This window comes from Bradyrhizobium sp. CCGB20, from assembly GCF_024199855.1.
Classification (GTDB): Bacteria; Pseudomonadota; Alphaproteobacteria; order Rhizobiales; family Xanthobacteraceae; genus Bradyrhizobium.
Window position 1 is genome coordinate 5,987,260 of the sequence record NZ_JANADN010000001.1, and the last position, 16,789, is coordinate 6,004,048.

15 protein-coding genes are annotated in these 16,789 nt (G+C 64.6%); 8 read left to right on the forward strand and 7 right to left on the reverse strand.

Annotated features, from left to right (window positions below; translation table 11 throughout):
* Positions 1 to 2: 2 nt before the first annotated feature.
* Positions 3 to 1,154: a zinc-binding dehydrogenase gene (locus NLM15_RS28050; protein ID WP_254120784.1), complete on the reverse strand. Its 1,152-nt coding sequence runs from the start codon at positions 1,152 to 1,154 to the stop codon at positions 3 to 5.
* 307 nt (positions 1,155 to 1,461) lie between these two features.
* Here NLM15_RS28050 and NLM15_RS28055 point away from each other — a divergent pair, with 307 nt between their 5' ends.
* The 6 genes from NLM15_RS28055 (at position 1,462) to NLM15_RS28080 (ending at position 7,163) form a co-directional block, all read left to right on the forward strand.
* Positions 1,462 to 2,061, forward strand: coding sequence for a LysE family translocator (locus NLM15_RS28055; protein ID WP_254120786.1), 600 nt, complete (start codon positions 1,462 to 1,464; stop codon positions 2,059 to 2,061).
* Between the two features lie 29 nt (positions 2,062 to 2,090).
* Positions 2,091 to 2,888 (forward strand): alpha/beta fold hydrolase, encoded by a 798-nt coding sequence (locus NLM15_RS28060; RefSeq protein WP_254120788.1) that lies wholly within the window; start codon positions 2,091 to 2,093, stop codon positions 2,886 to 2,888.
* 173 nt (positions 2,889 to 3,061) lie between these two features.
* Positions 3,062 to 4,309, forward strand: coding sequence for an MFS transporter (locus NLM15_RS28065; RefSeq protein ID WP_256565504.1), 1,248 nt, complete (start codon positions 3,062 to 3,064; stop codon positions 4,307 to 4,309).
* Between the two features lie 52 nt (positions 4,310 to 4,361).
* Entirely contained in the window at positions 4,362 to 5,528 is a 1,167-nt protein-coding gene (locus tag NLM15_RS28070; protein ID WP_254120789.1) for a CynX/NimT family MFS transporter, read from the forward strand.
* 68 nt (positions 5,529 to 5,596) lie between these two features.
* Positions 5,597 to 6,208, forward strand: coding sequence for a PilZ domain-containing protein (locus NLM15_RS28075; RefSeq protein ID WP_057744308.1), 612 nt, complete (start codon positions 5,597 to 5,599; stop codon positions 6,206 to 6,208).
* Between the two features lie 331 nt (positions 6,209 to 6,539).
* The gene (locus NLM15_RS28080; RefSeq protein ID WP_254120791.1) at positions 6,540 to 7,163 is read left to right on the forward strand and encodes a transglutaminase-like cysteine peptidase; all 624 of its coding nucleotides are present in this window, start codon (positions 6,540 to 6,542) and stop codon (positions 7,161 to 7,163) included.
* 120 nt (positions 7,164 to 7,283) lie between these two features.
* Here NLM15_RS28080 and NLM15_RS28085 read toward each other — a convergent pair whose 3' ends face one another.
* The 5 genes from NLM15_RS28085 to glsA form a co-directional block, all read right to left on the reverse strand.
* Positions 7,284 to 9,050, reverse strand: a complete 1,767-nt coding sequence (locus tag NLM15_RS28085) for a CYTH and CHAD domain-containing protein (RefSeq protein ID WP_254124454.1) — start codon at positions 9,048 to 9,050, stop codon at positions 7,284 to 7,286.
* A 449-nt stretch (positions 9,051 to 9,499) separates the two neighbouring features.
* Positions 9,500 to 10,837, reverse strand: a complete 1,338-nt coding sequence (locus tag NLM15_RS28090; RefSeq protein WP_254120793.1) for an amidohydrolase family protein — start codon at positions 10,835 to 10,837, stop codon at positions 9,500 to 9,502.
* Positions 10,838 to 10,876: 39 nt separating this feature from the next.
* The gene (locus tag NLM15_RS28095; RefSeq protein ID WP_254120795.1) at positions 10,877 to 11,440 is read right to left on the reverse strand and encodes an HdeD family acid-resistance protein; all 564 of its coding nucleotides are present in this window, start codon (positions 11,438 to 11,440) and stop codon (positions 10,877 to 10,879) included.
* Positions 11,441 to 11,512: 72 nt separating this feature from the next.
* The gene (locus NLM15_RS28100; protein ID WP_254120797.1) at positions 11,513 to 13,153 is read right to left on the reverse strand and encodes an MFS transporter; all 1,641 of its coding nucleotides are present in this window, start codon (positions 13,151 to 13,153) and stop codon (positions 11,513 to 11,515) included.
* A 66-nt stretch (positions 13,154 to 13,219) separates the two neighbouring features.
* Positions 13,220 to 14,215: a glutaminase A gene (gene glsA / locus NLM15_RS28105; RefSeq protein ID WP_254120800.1), complete on the reverse strand. Its 996-nt coding sequence runs from the start codon at positions 14,213 to 14,215 to the stop codon at positions 13,220 to 13,222.
* A gap of 371 nt (positions 14,216 to 14,586) precedes the next feature.
* Here glsA and NLM15_RS28110 point away from each other — a divergent pair, with 371 nt between their 5' ends.
* Positions 14,587 to 14,796, forward strand: coding sequence for a hypothetical protein (locus NLM15_RS28110; RefSeq protein ID WP_254120802.1), 210 nt, complete (start codon positions 14,587 to 14,589; stop codon positions 14,794 to 14,796).
* A gap of 18 nt (positions 14,797 to 14,814) precedes the next feature.
* Here NLM15_RS28110 and NLM15_RS28115 read toward each other — a convergent pair whose 3' ends face one another.
* Positions 14,815 to 15,522 carry a GntR family transcriptional regulator gene (locus tag NLM15_RS28115; protein WP_254120804.1) on the reverse strand — a complete coding sequence of 236 codons (708 nt, stop codon included), beginning with the start codon at positions 15,520 to 15,522 and terminating at the stop codon, positions 14,815 to 14,817.
* Between the two features lie 254 nt (positions 15,523 to 15,776).
* Between NLM15_RS28115 and NLM15_RS28120 the strand changes: the two genes are divergently transcribed.
* Positions 15,777 to 16,763 carry an ABC transporter ATP-binding protein gene (locus NLM15_RS28120; protein WP_254120805.1) on the forward strand — a complete coding sequence of 329 codons (987 nt, stop codon included), beginning with the start codon at positions 15,777 to 15,779 and terminating at the stop codon, positions 16,761 to 16,763.
* The last annotated feature ends 26 nt before the right edge of the window (positions 16,764 to 16,789 follow it).

Below are 16,789 nucleotides of genomic sequence, written 5' to 3' on the forward strand. Positions count from 1 at the left end.
AACTATTCCACCAATTCCGGCCACGGCACGATGGTCGACTTCACCGTCTTCATCGCCATCGCATCCCTCACCGCCTGCGCGACGCCCGCTTCCGTGAACGGATAGATCGTCTGCATCTTCAGCCAGGGGTACTTGCCCGCCGTGCGGTAGAGCATATCGACGCCGAGCGGCAGGTCGTTGCCGGTGAAGCCCCAGGATCCCAGCACGTTGAGATCCTTGGTGCAGATGCGGTGCCAGGAGGTCTCGATGGAGCCCGCGTCGGTGAACTGGCCCATCTCGACATAGGTGCCGCCGTCGCGCAGCATCTCGATGCCTTCGGGGCCAGCGGTCGGATGGCCCGAGCAATCCATGACCAGGTCAGCACCGAAGCCGCCGACAATCTCGCGCACACGCGCGATGCGCTCCTGCGGCGATTTGATCTCCTCGATGTTCACGGTCGCCTCCGCGCCGAACTCGCGCGCGAGCTTCAGCCGCGGCTCCTCCGGCGCGCCGACGCAGATCACGCGCCCTGCCCCCATCTCCCTTGCGGCCGCGACGGCCAGGATGCCGATCGGGCCCGAGCCCTGGATCACCACCGTGTCGCCCCAGCTGAAGCCGCCGGCGCGGCTCGCGCGGTTGAAGGCGCGAATGCAGGACGTCAGCGGCTCAGACAACGCGCCAAGCCGCAGCGACATGTCGTCGGGCAGCTTGTAGATCTTGGTGCCGGGCAGCATGTCGAGATCGACATAGACATATTCGGCCCAGCCACCCCACATGTGCGGCGCCTTGTCGAAGCCGAGATAGCGGCCGTAATAGACCGGCGTCAGGCACTTGTTGGCGGTCTGAGGGTAATGAATGCAGTAATAGCAGTGGCCGCAGGGCATCAGCGGAGGGATCATCACTTTCGAGCCGACCTTGAGCGGCTTGCTCATGAAGTCCTCGGTAAACTCCTCGCCGCACTCGACGATGATTCCGCCGAGCTCATGGCCGAGCGTGAACGGCCAGGGCAGCGGCTTCGGCCAATGCCCCTTGAGGATATGCAGATCGGTGCCGCAGACGCCGCAGGCACCGACCTTGATCAGCGCGGCCTTGCGGCCGACCTTCGGCCACGGCACTGTGCGGATGACGGGCTCGCTGCCCGGCCCTGCGTGGGTGCAGACGCGAATCTGTTCCATGGCTGTTTCCTCAGGCCCGCTTGTTATGATTTGTGGTGCGGGGTGAGGCGAAGCGTATGTGAGATGCGCGGTCGTGCCAAGGTGCTGTCTTGTAGCCCGGATGGAGCGGAGCGTAATCCGGGAGAAGTCTTCCCGCGGCGAGAGCCCCCGGATTTCGCTGCGCTCATCCGGGCTACGGACTCGACGCACAATCAGCCCCGGTCCCGCAATTCAGAAAATCAATCCCGCCCATCGAAATAATTGGTTTCTCTATTCGAGGCGAGCCGGCTAGTCCTCACCCCGCCACAGAGTCGGAGGGGGCTTCGCAATGGACATGGTCGCACTCGGTATATTCCTGACTGCGGCCGTCGGATTGCTGGGATCGCCGGGGCCGGCGATCGCGGCGCTCATCGCGGTCGGTCGCGCCCGGGGCTTCGTTGGCGGGCTGCCGTATTTTCTCGGACTTCAACTGGGTCTGGCCATCGCCGCAGGCGTCACCGCCGCGGGACTGTTCTCGCTGCTGACGACATTTCCGTCGGCCCTGCGCGTCATGACGATCCCCGCCACGGTTTACCTCGTCTATCTCGCCTGGAAGATTGCGTCGTCCCCGGTCGGTGACACCGCCAAGGGAAGCAACGGCGCGCACGCCTCCCCGGCGGCCGGATTTCTCCTGGGTATGACGAATCCGAAGGCCTATCTGGCATTTGCGTCCCTGCTCGCGTCATACACCCTGATCAAGGAAAGCGCGCAGCACGACACCCTCGCGAAATGGTTCCTGCTGGTCGTGGTGATGATCGTGGTGGACATCGTCTGGCTCTATGTCGGGGTCTTCCTGCGAGGACTGATGCTGTCGCCAAACGGCGAACGCGTGCTCAACGTTACACTCGGATTGATGGTGCTGGTCGCGGCCGGACTGGCGTTCGTCTAATCGCGCTCCCTCTTTGGCGGTCGGCTCAAATGACAAACTGGATTCACGGCAATATCCACGCCAACGGCATCGACATCCATTATCTCCGAACCGGCAGAGACAAGCCGCCGTTGATTGCTCTGCATGGATTGACCGGAAGCGGCGCCTGCTGGACGCCGTTGGCGCGCGCGCTTGAAGATCGCTACGACGTGATCATGCCCGACGCGAGAGGACATGGCGCGTCGAGCGCGCCATCAGGCGGATATCTGTATGGTGACTTCGCGAGCGACGTCATCGGCCTCATCGAAGCGCTCGGGCTTGTCGCGCCAGTGCTGCTCGGCCATTCCATGGGCGGCATGACGGCGGCAGTGGTTGCTAGCGAGGTGGACACGGCCATTCGTGGTGTCATCCTGGCTGACCCGACGTTCCTGAGCCCCGAGCGCCAGCGCGAAGTCTACGAGAGCGACGTTGCCGAGCAGCATCGCCGGCTGCTCGGTCGTAACAAAGATGAGGTGCTGACCGAGACGAAGGCGCGGCAACCGCACCGTTCGCCCGAGCTACTCGAGCTGATCGTCGATGCGAGGCTGCGGACCGGCATCAGCGCTTTCGAAGTTCTCACACCGCCTAATCCGGATTATCGCGCGTTGATGAGCGCCGTGTCCGTCCCAACTCTCCTTGTCATCGGAGACCATGGCGTCGTTTCCGTCGAGACCGCGCGAGAGCTGCAACGGCTCAATCAACACGTCCGCTATGAGCTGATACCGGACGCAGGCCATGGACTTCCATATGACCGGCCGGAAGAGTTTGCAGCCGTGGTCAGGTCGTTTCTTGAAACAGTGGTTGGGTGACGTGCCGCTTCGTAGCCCGCATAAGCGAAGCGACATGCGGGAAAACTCCGTCCACAAAGACCCCGGATATCGCTTCGCTCATCCGGGCTACGGGAGCCCTCGCCCACACCCAATTGTCTTGAGCCGCCCGCAGCGACCGTGTAAGGCCGCAAGGGTCCTACCCAGGTGATCCCTTGAACCCCCTCCCCCAAAATCCCGTGGCCGCGTCCGGATCGTTCGCGGCGATGAAGTCCGTGCCGTACCGCCTCCAGTTCGTGGCTTACGTGCTGGCGATGATGGCCGACAATATCGAACATGTGATCAGCTACTGGGTGGTGTTCCAGAAATTCCATTCGCCGGCGCTGGCGGGTTTTGCCGTGCTGTCGCACTGGCTGCCGTTCCTGCTGTTCTCCGTCGCCGTCGGCGGGCTCGCCGACCGGTTCGATCCGCGCCGCATCATCCAGTGCGGCATGCTGCTGTTCATCGTGGCATCAATCGGCTGGGGCTACTTCTTCATTACCGACACGATCCAGATGTGGCACGCGATGCTGCTGCTGGTGATCCACGGCTGCGCCGGCGTGCTGTGGCAGACGCCGAACCAGCTGCTGCTCTACGACCTCGTCGGTCCGGCCGACCTGCCGAGCGCCGTGCGGCTGAACGCGATGGCGCGCTATCTCGGCATCCTGGTCGGCCCCGCCGTCGGCGGAATCATCATGCTGACGCTCGGCACCTCGCACGGCATCATCTTCAACACGCTGTTCTATCTGCCGATGCTGCTCTGGCTGTTCCGGGCGCCGGTCCGCGACAAGAGTGTCGCCGTGCGGCGCTTCGCCGTACGCGGTTTTGCCGACATCATGCTGACGATGCGTGCCATCGGCACGCAGCCGGTGCTGACCGCGATGACATGGCTCGCCGGCCTCACCTCCTTCATGATCGGCAATGCCTATCACGCGCAGATGCCGGGTTTTGCCGGCGATCTCGGCCATGGCGATCCCGGCGTGTCCTACAGCGTGCTGCTCGCGGCCGATGCGGCCGGCGCACTGCTCGCCGGCATCGCGCTGGAATCCTGGGGACGGCTCAAGGGCACGCCGCGCACCGCGATCACGCTCGCGATGCTCTGGAGCGTGGCGCTGCTCGGCTTCGCCGTGGTGCGGATCTATCCGGTTGCGATCGTGCTGTTGTTCTTTGCCGGCTTCTTCGAACTGTCCTTCAACACCATGGCGCAGGCACTGGTGCAGTTGAACGCGCCGTCCGACATTCGCGGCCGGGTCGTCGGCCTCTACAACATGGCCGGGCTCGGGATGCGGGCCTTCAGCGGCATCACCGTCGGCTTGTTCGGCGCGGCGATCGGCATTCACTGGTCCCTCGGGCTTTCGGCCGCGGTGCTGCTGGCGCTGCTGTGTGTTCTCTATGGGCGCGCGACGAGGAAGGCAGCCGGTTGACTCCGGCCTCTCCCGACCGCACCCTCGGCTGAGGGCCTGGGGAGATGAGCCGTTGCGCAATCGCTGGGGCATTCTTGCGATCCTGTTCCTGGTTCGCCTCACCATCGCGTTCCAATTCCAAAGCGTGGCCGCGGTCGCGCCGCTGCTGCAACAGAGCTTTGGCGTCGGCATCGCCGATATCGGCATCCTGATCGGGCTCTACTTCACCCCCGGTATCGTCCTGGCGCTGCCAGGCGGCGCAATCGGCCGATTTCTCGGCGACAAGCCGACGACGATCGCCGCGCTGCTGCTGATGACGGCAGGCAGCCTCGTCATGGCCTCGACCGACATCTGGGGCTGGCAGATGGCAGGCCGGCTTACCTCCGGCGCTGGCGGCGTGCTGCTGACGGTGCAGCTCACCAAGATGGCCACCGACTGGTTCGCAGGAAAGGAGATCGCGACCGCGATGGCGATCTTCGTCAATTCCTGGCCGGCCGGCGTTGGGATCTCTCTACTGCTATTGCCGGCGCTCGGCACTACCTATGGCGCAAGCAGCGTATTCCTTGCCGCAGCCGCGCTAACCGCGACCGGCATTGTGCTGATCGCATTCTACCAGCCCCCGGCGGCAGCAACGGCCGGCCCGGCCGGCTCGGGCCGGCTCGATCCCCTGGCACTGCTGGCGGTGATCGTCGCGGGCGCGATCTGGGGCCTCTATAATGTCGGCTTCGCCATGATCTTCTCGTTCGGCCCGTCCCTGCTCGCCGAGCGCGGCTGGAGCATCGCCGCCGCAGGCTCGGCGATCAGCGTCGTGATGTGGCTCTCGGTGATCTCGGTGCCCGCGGGCGGCTATCTCGCCGATCGCTTCAAGCGACCCTTTATACTGGCGATCGCGGCCAGCCTCGTCGTCGCCCTGCTGCTGGCCTGGCTGCCGAGGTCGGACGCCGTCATCACGATCCTCGTCCTGATTGGCCTGATCGGCGGCCACCCGGCCGGCCCGATCATGAGCCTGGCCGCCCGGGTGCTCGCGCCGGAGACGCGGGCGATCGGGATGGGCGTGTTCTACACTGTCTTCTATGCCGCGATGATGCTGGGGCCGGCGGTGGCGGGCCGGCTCGCCAAATCGGCCGGGACCGCCGCGGTCGCGCTCGACCTCGGCGCGCTGACGGTGCTGGCCTGCCCGCCCCTGATGTGGCTTTTCGAGCGCATTGTGTCTGTCCGTGACCGGCGCGCCCAATCCTAACGCGGCGTTAACCCTGTGCACCTTAGGGTCGTCGCGGACTCCGCCAGGCGGGGAGTCGGGTTGTGAAAATGGCGTTGGCGAACAAAAAATTTCTTCCGGCCGCCGAGGAACGTCGGCGTTTCCAGCGGGTGAAGGTGCACCTGCTCGGCCGTTACATGCTGCCGGATCGCCGTGAATTCCCCTGCCAGGTGATCAACATGTCGCCGGGCGGGCTCGCGCTGCTCGCTCCGGGCATCGGCAATGTCGGCGACCGCGTGGTCGCCTATCTCGACCATATCGGCCGCGTCGAGGGCAAGATCACCCGCATCATCGACAATGGTTTCGCCATGACGGTCGGTGCGACGCCGCGCAAGCGCGACAAGCTCGCGGCCCAGCTGACCTGGCTCGCCAACCGCGACATCCTCAATTTGCCGGAGGACCGCCGCCACGACCGTATCGTGCCGCGCAACCCGATCGCGGTGCTGACGCTCGAGGACGGCACCAAGATGACCTGCCGCATCATCGATCTGTCGCTATCAGGCGCGGCCATCGCCGCGGAGAACCGGCCGCCGCTGAAATCGACGGTTCTGCTCGGCCGGGTCCAGGGCCGCGTGGTCCGAAACCTCGAAGACGGCTTCGCGCTGGAGTTCATGCACGAGCAGCCGATCGAGACACTCGAAGAGAGCGTTACCGCGCGGTAAAGCGCGACGGCGTCAAAACCACTGTATTTCCAGCCCTGAAGGCGGCCTCCGCGATGCGGATGCCGCCTTTTTCATGCGTTTTGGTCGGTCGCGCGCGGGTTAACGCGAGAGCTCTTTGCGCGTGGAAACGGCGGTTCCGCCAGTGTTTCCGCGTTAATCGATAAAGTTTGAATCAATTGCAGTATTCTCAGATTTTACTCAAATTTTCCTCAAGTATAGATCGAATTCGCTGCGCCTTTTACTTGCATTCGTCTCGACTTGACTTGGCCGACTTAGCGGCAACTCAAAAGCTCCGTGCGAAACGTGGTCTCAACAAGAAACGGGGGCCGCAATGTTTGATTTCAGGGGACAGGGGAAGGGACTGGCGCTGGCCGCCATGCTCTTCGGGATCAGCGCGGCAGCGCAGGCCGGCGAAGGCCGTCTGCTCTACGCGAGCCTCGGCGACACCACGCGTGCGCCGATCGGCTGGGTCGAGTTCTGTGCGGATAATGCCGCCCAGTGCCAGGGCGCGCCGACGCAACCGCGCGACATCGTGATGTCGCAGGCCGCATGGCGCGACCTCGCCAAGGTCAACCGCTGGGTCAACGAGACCGTCAAGCCTTTGACCGACCAGGAGCACTGGGGCGTGATCGAGAAGTGGTCGCTGCCGACCGATGGTTACGGCGACTGTGAAGACTACGTGCTGCTGAAGCGCAAGATGCTGATCGATGCCGGATGGCCGCGCGAGGCCCTGCTCATCACCGTCGTGCGTGACAAGAAGGGCGAAGGACACGCGGTGCTGACGGTGAAGACCGACAAGGGCGAGTTCGTTCTCGACAATCAGAACGAGAACGTCGTTGCCTGGACGGAGACCGGCTACCGCTTCGTCAAGCGCCAGTCACAGAGCGATCCCAATATCTGGGTCTCGCTCGGCGACACCAAGCCGGCGGTCTCCACCGCCAGCGCCAAGAACTAGCAGGAAAACGAGTTACGCGACCCGGTCACATCCCCACCCCTCCCCGTCCCAGACCGGTTCGCGCGCGGCCAGCCATCCCCCAATGGCTGGCCGCAACTTTTTTGGGGCTTCGAGAGGCGATCAATCCTGCTGAGCTTGCCGCGACCAGGGCACGCGCGCGGCGGTGAAATCGCGCCACGTGCCTTGCAGGGCGGGCTGCACGCCGACCGATGCGCGGGCCTGCCAGCCAGCGATCGCGGCCGCGGCGATGGCGCTGTCGGGCTCGGCACCGAGCCCGTCGAGCAGCGATGCCGTGACGGCCATGTCGTTGAAGGCGCCAAGCTCCTCCTGCAGACCGGCGAGCCTGCGCGAGAATTTTCTGGCGGACTTGCGATCCTCGAACAACGGCAGCAGGAACTCGCTGAGATAGCGCAGCCGCTTGGTCGCAAGACGCACCCGGTGCAGTTGCTCGGCGGGAAGCGACTTGAAGCGGCGGCCACGCTTGAGCACCTTGGCATATTGCTCCGACAGGATCCGCTGCGCGAAGTTGACGGCGGGATCGGCGAGCTGGCCGAGATCTTCGGCGGCAACGTCGTTGCGCCAGCCGCGCGTCTCGATCCAGTTTCCGAGGCCGAGCAGAAACACGGCGCAGCGGCGATCGTCGAGCGCATCATGCGCCTTGCGATAGGCGTCCGACTGGCGCTCGCCCGCAGCCCGGCCCAGCGCATCGAAGCCGGCGATCGACGGGCAGGCCTTCGCGATCGTCGGCAAGGTCTCGAGCTGGAACACATCCCAGTCGCGCGCGGCCGACAGGTCTTGCGCCAGCCATTTTGCTTCCGAGCGCAGCGCGTCGAGATTGCTGAGCGCGCCGACCGACCGCATCAGGTCGAGCGCCGATCGCAGCCGGCGCAGCGAGACGCGAAGCTGATGCACGCCTTCCGGATTGCGGCCGTCCTCGGCCGCCGGCAGCGACTGAAGCAAATGCAGGAAGCACGACCGCAGGATCGTCGAAAAGGCCTCATCCAGCGTGACCGATGCATCGAGGCGAAGTTTTCGCGGGCGGCCCGCCGCCGGCGGCGTGTCGGCGGCAAGATCAAAGCCGCGCGCCGACTTGGTACGGATGGACGGCTTCACCGCCCCCTGCTCGGCGAGCCGCAACGCGACTTCGTAGATCGTGCCGGCGCTGCCGCTCTTCAGCTCAAGCTCGATCTCGCTGACCGGCATCGCCCGATCGCCGGCCGTCAGCTGGCCTTGATCGAAGGCGATTTCGACCGAGCCGGACGGCAGGTCGATCACCCGCGCATGACGATGGATATCGGCGGTGAAGACGGCTTCGAGCGGCTGCACTGCAAGGCGACTGCGAAGCTTCTCCGGAATGAAAGGCATGGCCAGAGCGAGATCGGGCGCGAGCGACGGCACGCTCGCCTCCCATTCGCCGCGGCGCAGCGGATCGTCCACAGCGTCAGTCTTCACGGTCTGCACGAAGCGCGCGCCGCTTTGGCGGACGCGCAGGCTCAGACCGTTGCGACGAAGCAGGCGTTCGGGGGTGTCGTAATAGACCGACTTGAGGTGCTTGCGCGTGCCCTTGTTGCGCGCGTTCGCCGCGATGACCGGCGCAGCGTTGAAATGCGCCATGCGATCGCCATCGACGAGAAGCTTGAGCTCGATTTCACCGACGGGACGCGCGGCAGCGTTCGACTGGGGTGGCTCCGGTGCGGGCATCACCTCTTGCGATGGCGTCTGATCCATCACAGCACCCTCGATCGCAGGTTCCGCGCGGGGCTCGGCCGGTTCACGCGGCCTGAGGAAGCCGGCGACGATTTGCGTTCTCTTACTATCCTTTGGGACAGGATTCCCGTCCGGCGCGCTCATCGTTTTGCGAGCCGGTGTAGCGTCTGATTTTAGCATTTCCGGTGACATGACAGTTCTATGACAGAGCAGCAGCATATAGCCGGTCAGGCCCGCGAGGAATAGTCACGTTACGTCGCAGCACATCATGGTCCACATGCACATGGCGCACGCCGGACATCGAAGAGGACTGTCATAATTCGCTTGGCGTCACGAATTAAATTGCCGCGACGTACAGTAAGTGATCGAATTGATAGCGAATCTCGCATTGTTCGAAACCGAGATGAACGCGTCAGCGAGCTTGACTCATGCTAGCCGAAAAATTCTTTCTGGTTTTGGAGACGCTTAGAAGTCACGCGGACGATGACAGCCCCGAAATTGTGACAAGCCGCATCGTGACGAACCCTGCGCAGCCGGCTGCGGTTCCAGAGGCCGAGTCCGGTTCACGGCGCAAAAATCCAGTTGCGGGCGAACGGGACTAGAAGCGATCCAGGGATGGCGCCGGTGCGTCAGTGCGCGAGAGTGTTCTTGTAGACCTTGCCGTCCTTCATGATCACCAGAAAATTTTTAGCGGGATCCTCGACCAGCTTGATGTTGTCGAGCGGATTGCCGTCGACCAGAAGGAGATCGGCGAGCGCGCCCTCCGCTACCACGCCGAGCTTGCCGGGATAGGGATTGCGCAGGCCGGAGAGGTTCAGCAGTTCGGCATTCGTCGATGTCGCCATGGCCAGCGCTTCGGCCGGCGTGTACCAGCGCGTCAGCGCGGCCAGCATTGAGCCCTGCTTGTCCGCCAGCGCCTTCGAGAACAGGACGTCGGTGCCGAACGCGGTCTTGATGCCGTACTTTTTCGCCAGCCCATAGACCCGGTCGGTGCCGGCAACCACCTGCCGCATCTTGTCCTGCTCTGCGGGGCCGAGCGCAGCAGCTCCGGCGAGATCAAGAAATGGTTGCGTGCTGAGCCAGATCCCCTTCTCCGCCATCAGCCGGGCGCTCGCCTCGTCCATGAGATGGCCATGCTCGATACATCTGACGCCGGCTGCGACCGAGCGCTGGATCGCGACCGGCGTGTAGGCGTGGGTCGCGACATAGGTGCCCCAATTGTCGGCGGCTTCGACCGCCGCGCGCAACTCGGGCTCGGTGAAGGTGGAGACATCGAGCGGACTGAACGGCGAAGCGACGCCGCCGCCCGCCGTGAGCTTGACCTGCGAAGCGCCGCGCATCAATTGCTCGCGCGCGCGAACCCGGACTTCGTCCGGACTGTCGGCGACCATGCTGCCGCCGATCTGCTCCATGCGGCTGAGCATTCCCCCGATCGTGCGCGGCAGATCAGAGAGCTGACGGAAGTCGCCATGGCCGCTGGTGATCGTGATCATCGCGCCGGAGGGATAAATGCGGGGACCGGCGACGAGATCCTCGTCAATGGCCTGCTTCAACCCGAAGGAAGGTCCGCCCATGTCGCGCACGGTGGTGAAGCCGCGCATCAGCGTCGCAGTCGCCTCGGCCGCCGCGAGCAGATTGTTGTAGCCGACATCGCCTGCGAGCGCAGCCATCGGTGTGGGGCGCACCAGCATCGCGTGCCAATGCGCGTCGATCAGCCCCGGCATCAGCACGCGGCCACCGCCGTCGATCACTTGCGCGGTGGCGGTCATGTCGCCAGCCGAGATCTTCTCGATGATCTTGTTCCGGACAAGAACGCTGGACGGCGCGGAGAGCGACGCGGTCTTGCCGTCGAATATCCTGATGTTGCGGAACAGCACAGCAGAGTCCTGCTGCGCCAATGCCGGTGAAAAGAGACCGAAGACCGCTCCGGCGATACCAAGCAACGTGGCGGCTCGCACGAGCGCCATTGGAGTCCCCCAACTCGACATGTTCAGTCTCCGCTGCACTTATGCCGGTTTGGCCACAGGTAGCCAGGCGAAGGTCAGCCACCCGATGCCGTGGGACAGAAGGTCGATGCCAAGCAGCAATCCCAGCACCCAGAGTCCCGTCATCGGAAAGCCCGTGAGGATGATGAGACCCGCTACAACGCCGAACAGGCCGGACGCGACCATGATGCCGCCGCCCTGCTGCCAGCGGCCGATGCCGATCAGCATACGCACGACACCGGAGACCAGCAGCGCGATGCCCAGCACATAGGTGAGCAGGAGGGCGCCGGTCAGCGGCTGGCTGACGAGAATGATGCCGAAGGCGATGTAGAGGGCGCCGAGTATGATCTGCCAGACCAAGCCGCCCCAGCCTTTGGTCCAGAACGCGTGGAAGATCTCGAAGGCGCCCGCGGCGATCGCCATCCAGCCGATGAACAACGCGCTGACCACCGTGAAGAGCGCGATGTCGCCCAGCACCATCAGTCCCGCGAACACCATGAACAGGCCCAGCAGCACGCACACCCAGCGCCGCGGTTGCGGCAGGCCGGTCGCGCCCATCGGCGAACTATGGTCGTAAGTCGTCATGATATCCTCCTCATTTTATCTCCAGCGCCAGCCGCAGCTCTCCTTCACGAAGTCCGCGCCCTTTTCTTCAATTCAGGTTTTCGCAGCTGGCTCATCGCTGGGAATCTCACCCGGCAGATAGCCGGGAAGCCGTCCCGCCGGGATGATCGCGATCAGCGCGAGACCCGCCATGATGAGCAGCCCGATCTTGAGCGCGCGCAGCCGCGCCTCGGTGTTGACCCGCACGGCCTCCGCGACCTGCTGCGGCGATCCGCTGGTGCCTTCCAGCACGCTGCGCAGTCGGTCGTTGCTGACGAAGGTGATGTTGTCGAGATCGACCTGGGCCTGAAGCTCCGGCGTCAGCACAGGGCTCGCCGTGATCTTGCCGAGCGCGATGGTGCTGAGCAGGCCGACCATGAGCGCGCCCGCCACCGCGGTTCCGACCGCCGAGGCCAGGTTCTGCGTCGTGCCGCGCAAGGAGCCGACGTCGCCGGCGAGCGTCTTCGGCGACGACGTCACCAGGACGTTGAACAGCAGTGTCACCAGCGAACCCTGGCCGATCCCGAACAGGACGAGCCCGAACAGCACGGGAACCTCGCTCCAGTCGTTACGCACGACGAAAGCAAGCCAGACCAAGCCGACTGTGCAGAACGCGAAGCCGTAGCGGCCGATCTGGCGCGGTGTCAGCCGCTCGTAGACATTGACGATCAGCATTGCCGAGAAGAAGACCGTGAGGTTGAACGGCATCATTGCAATCGCAGTCGCAAGCGGCGTCCGTCCCTGCACGATCTGGATGTAGAGAGGCACGGTGAAGTTCAAGGCAGCTTCGAGCGCGACCACCGCGAACAGCGCATAGACCGCGCAGCGTTCCTCAGGCGAGTCGATCACCGCGAGTGCCAGGAGCGGCGTCTTGCCTGCGGCCTGGCGCCGGTGCGTCCACATCAGGAACGCCTGACCCAGCACCACGCCGAGCACGATCATGACCGGCGCGGGTGAAAGACCGAGCAGATCGAACGGCGCGTTCGCCGTCGCAACCGCCAGACCCCATCCATTGAGATTGTTGAAGCCGAAACTGATGAGGATGATCGCACTCGCTGCGAGCACGACGCCAACCAGGTCGATCTCCACATCCGGCCGGCCGCGGTCGGGCTTGAGGCGGAAGCTCATCAGGAAAACGATGGCGGAGGCCGCGATCAGGACGCCGAAGGCCGGCCGCCAGCCGATGTAGGTTCCCAGCACGCCGCCGATGACGAAGGCCAAAACGCCCGCGGCTGCGCGTGCCGAACCGAGCGCGCCCAGTGCGGTCGCCTGCTGCCGGCCGGCATAGTTCTCGGCGATCAGCGCCACGAGCGATGGCACGATCACCGCGCCGGCAGCGCCGCAGAGTGCCTGCGCCGAAATCATGACCGTGGCCGAGGGGCTGAACGTCATCATGAGCTGCGACACGAAGAACAGCACCACGGCGCCGCGGAACACCTGCAACGCGCCAAAACGCTGGGCGAGCTTGGCGCCGAGCATCACGAAGCCCGCGACCAGCATCGAGTAAGCGACAATTCCGGTCGCGACCGTGGTCGGCGCCACGCCGAAGCTCGCAACCATGCCGCCCATCGCCACCGGCAAGGAGGCCACATTGAATGACATGATCATCTGGCCGAGTGCGATTGCGATCATGGGAACCCATGACGCGCGCTCCTCCTGGTGAATACCGCCGATCGACATTGTTTGCGTGACCATGACGTCCTCCGGCTTGATCGGTGTTGCGATCGGCTAGGCCGCCCGGCCCACCGACCTCTCGGGCATTCATTGCTCCGGTTGCGACACGAACAGATCCATCCCCAGCCGCTGCGACAGGAACTTTGCGGCAAGCTGCCCCCGCACGCTGTTGCCGGCGGCATCGAGCGGCGGCGCGAAGGTGCCGAAGCCGCCCTTGCCCGGCGACACCGCGACGATGCCGCCGCCGATCCCGCTCTTCCCGGGCAGCCCGATGTCGTAGAGCCAGTCGCCCGAAGTCTCGTAGAGGCCGGCCGTGATCATGACGGCGAGCGCGTAGTGGCAAACCGACGCATCGACCACGCGCTGCTTCGTCACCGGATTGACGCCGCCGTCGGCCAGCGTCGCACCCATCACGGCGAGATCGCGGGCGCTCACATTGAGCGAGCATTGCCGCGTGTAGAGATCGGTCGCCTCCTTTGCATCGCAATAGATGCGGTCGTAGCTCTCCAGCAGCCGCGCGATGCTGCGATTGCGAAAATTGGTCTCCGAGGCCGATGCGTAGACCTCTTCGTTGAGCGGCAGCTTGCGGCCGGCAAAGCGCGACAGCCCGTCATGGATAAATGCCCATCTGTCCGCGGCGGTGGCGCCCGGCGCGAGGCTGGTCGTGGCGATCGCACCGGCATTCACCATCGGATTAGTACGGCCGCTGCCCTGCTCGATCGCGGCGAGCGAGTTGAACGGGAGCCCGGTGGCGTTCGCGCCGAGCTTTGCGCGTGCCTCCTCCGGCCCGATGGTCTCGCAAACCAGTGCGAACAGGAACGGTTTTGACACGCTCATGATGGAGAATTCGTAGTCGACCTCGCCGGCGCCATAGACCTGCCCGCTGGTTGCGACGACACAGACGCCGAACAGCTCGCTCGGCACACGCGCGAGCGCGGGATAGACCTGCGAGTTGCTTCCGTCGCGATTTGATTGAAACCGTCGCTGCGCTTCGTTCACCAGCGACTGCACGGTCTCCGGGCCGGGCAAGTGGCCGGTCGAGACGTAAGCCGTCTCTCGTTCGTCAGCCAGAGGTCGCGCCATGGCACCACTCCGCAGAACGGATTCAACGCATGTCGGCTCCGTTCTAGAACTCGACGCTTGCGCGTCAGTTGATGCTGGCGCCCAGGCGGAGTCAATTTGCAACCATAGGGAGATTCTGCAGCCCAGCCATACGACTTCAGGAGAGTTCGGAGGGCTGCGACAAATCGTCAGGAATTTTCAGCAATCACGTAAGTGTTGCTGTCCCGCTTGCATCGAACTCAAATCAAAAGGCGGACATCGCTTCGAAGCTAACGTCAACGACAGATTGCAACGACTCTCAACAAGAGTACGATCTCGGCCGTTCTGCGACACGGGAGCATGGGGCGCGTGGCAGCATCGAAGCAGACTGACACAAGTGAACGAGGCGCAACATGGTGGCACAGACGAGTGACGGACACATTCTGCTGACCAAGAAGCTCGGCGGGCTCCTTGCAATCATCTTCGGATGCCTGCTGACCGCCGTCGGCGTGACATACGAATCCACCGGCACGACGATTTTGGGCGTGCTGTTTCTTGCGCTCGGCGCCGTTCTGCTGGTGCTGAAGATCGTCAGGCGAAACCAGGGACCGCCGCTGGCCTGACCGGCACGCGCGTCTCGCTCACGCACCGAGCACGTCGGCGAGCCGCAACTCGTCGGCGGCGGGATCCTTCAGGAACAGCTCGGCCTCGATCTCGTTCAGATGCGACAGCATCTGCGCGCGCGCGGCTTCTCTGTCGCGCTTGCGGATCGCGGCGACGATGCCGGCGTGGTGGTCGGTGCCGCAGGCCGGCGTGTCGTGACGGCGATAGAGCAGGATGATGAGCGAGGAGCGTGCGATCAGCTCCTTCAGGAAACCGAGATAGATGCTGTGACCGCTCATCTCGGCGACGAGACGATGAAACTCGCCCGAGAGCCGGACCGAGGCCCGCGCGTCGCCGCGCAGCTCCGCCTCGCGCTCCTCGGAGAGATGCTGGCCGAGACGGCCGAGCCACGCCGGCGACACCGCATCGATGGCGCGATCGACGATGGTTGGCTCGATCAGGCGGCGCGCCTCGAACACCTCGCGGGCGTCGGCGGGCGTCGGACGCGCGACGAAGGCGCCGCGGTTCTTCTCGATGTTGACGATGCCTTCATGCGCAAGCTGCTGGAGCGCCGTGCGGACCAGGGTGCGGCTGGCGCCGTAGATCTCGCCGATCTCGTCCTCGCCGAGCTTCGTGCCGGGCAGCAGGCGATGCTCGAGGATCGCGGCGGTCACGCCCTCCCTGATACGGCTGACGCGATCGCTCGCATCTGGCGCATCGGATTTCGGACGGGACTTGGCGGCCATGGGTGCGAGGGCTCGATCGGCGACGTTCGGCTTGGAATGTTAGTCGAGGAGCTGTATCCAATCACAGACGAAACTTTATACAATCTGCGCACATTTTGTGTGCATATGACCGCGAACGCGGCGAGCGTCCAGAATGCGCCGGATTCGCTCTAACAATCTGACACCGCTGCACAGTTTGGGAATTTTGCCGGCCAAGGGCGGTTGGCACGGACCTTGCGGAGAGACGGGAGCATCGCCCCTCCCTCGGACACGCCATGGCCACTCCCGCCGCTATCGAACTGGTCGCCGTCAGCAAGCGCTACGACACGACGCTGGCGGTCGATAACGTCAACCTGAAGATCCCGGCCGGCACCTATTGCTGCCTGCTCGGCCCCTCCGGCTGCGGCAAGACCTCGACCCTGCGGATGATCGCGGGCCACGAGGCGGTCAGCGAAGGCGACATCATCCTCGGTGCGCAGAACGTGACCGAGCTCGAACCCGCCAAGCGCGGCACGGCGATGATGTTCCAGTCCTACGCGCTGTTTCCGCATCTGACCGTGCTCGACAACGTGGCGTTTGCCCTCAAGATGCGCGGCGTCGACCGGGCCATCAGGCACAAGCGCGCCGGCGAATTGCTGGAGCTGGTGGCGATGACACCCTATGCGGGCCGTCTCCCGGCGCAGCTCTCGGGCGGCCAGCAGCAGCGCGTGGCGCTGGCTCGCGCACTGATCACCGAGCCGCAGATCCTGCTGCTCGACGAGCCGCTCTCCGCGCTCGATCCGTTCCTGCGGGTGAAGATGCGCGGCGAGTTGAAGCGGCTTCAGCGCGAGCTCGGCATCAGCTTCATCCAGGTCACCCACGGCCAGGAAGAAGCGATGGCGCTCGCCGACCACATCGTGGTGATGAACCAGGGCAGGATCGAGCAGCAAGGCACCGCGCGCGACATCTTCCACCACCCCCGCACCGAATTCGTGGCGCGCTTCATCGGCGGCCACAACGTCCTCACCGACGCCGGAAACCGCATCGCCGTGCGCGCCGATCAGCTCGGCATCGTACCGTTCGCCGAGGGCGCGTTCGGCGCGCCGGCGCTGCTGACCCAGACCGAGTACCAGGGCTCCTACATCGCCGTCTCGCTCACGCTCGACGACGGCACCGCCCTGTTCTCCCACCTTCCCGAGGCCGCCTTCGACGTCCACCCGTTCCGTCCGGGCGATCGCGTGCTGGCCACCTGGGATCCCGCCAAGGCGCAACGTCTGCAATAGCGCCGATCGATCAGTGGAATGCGCAA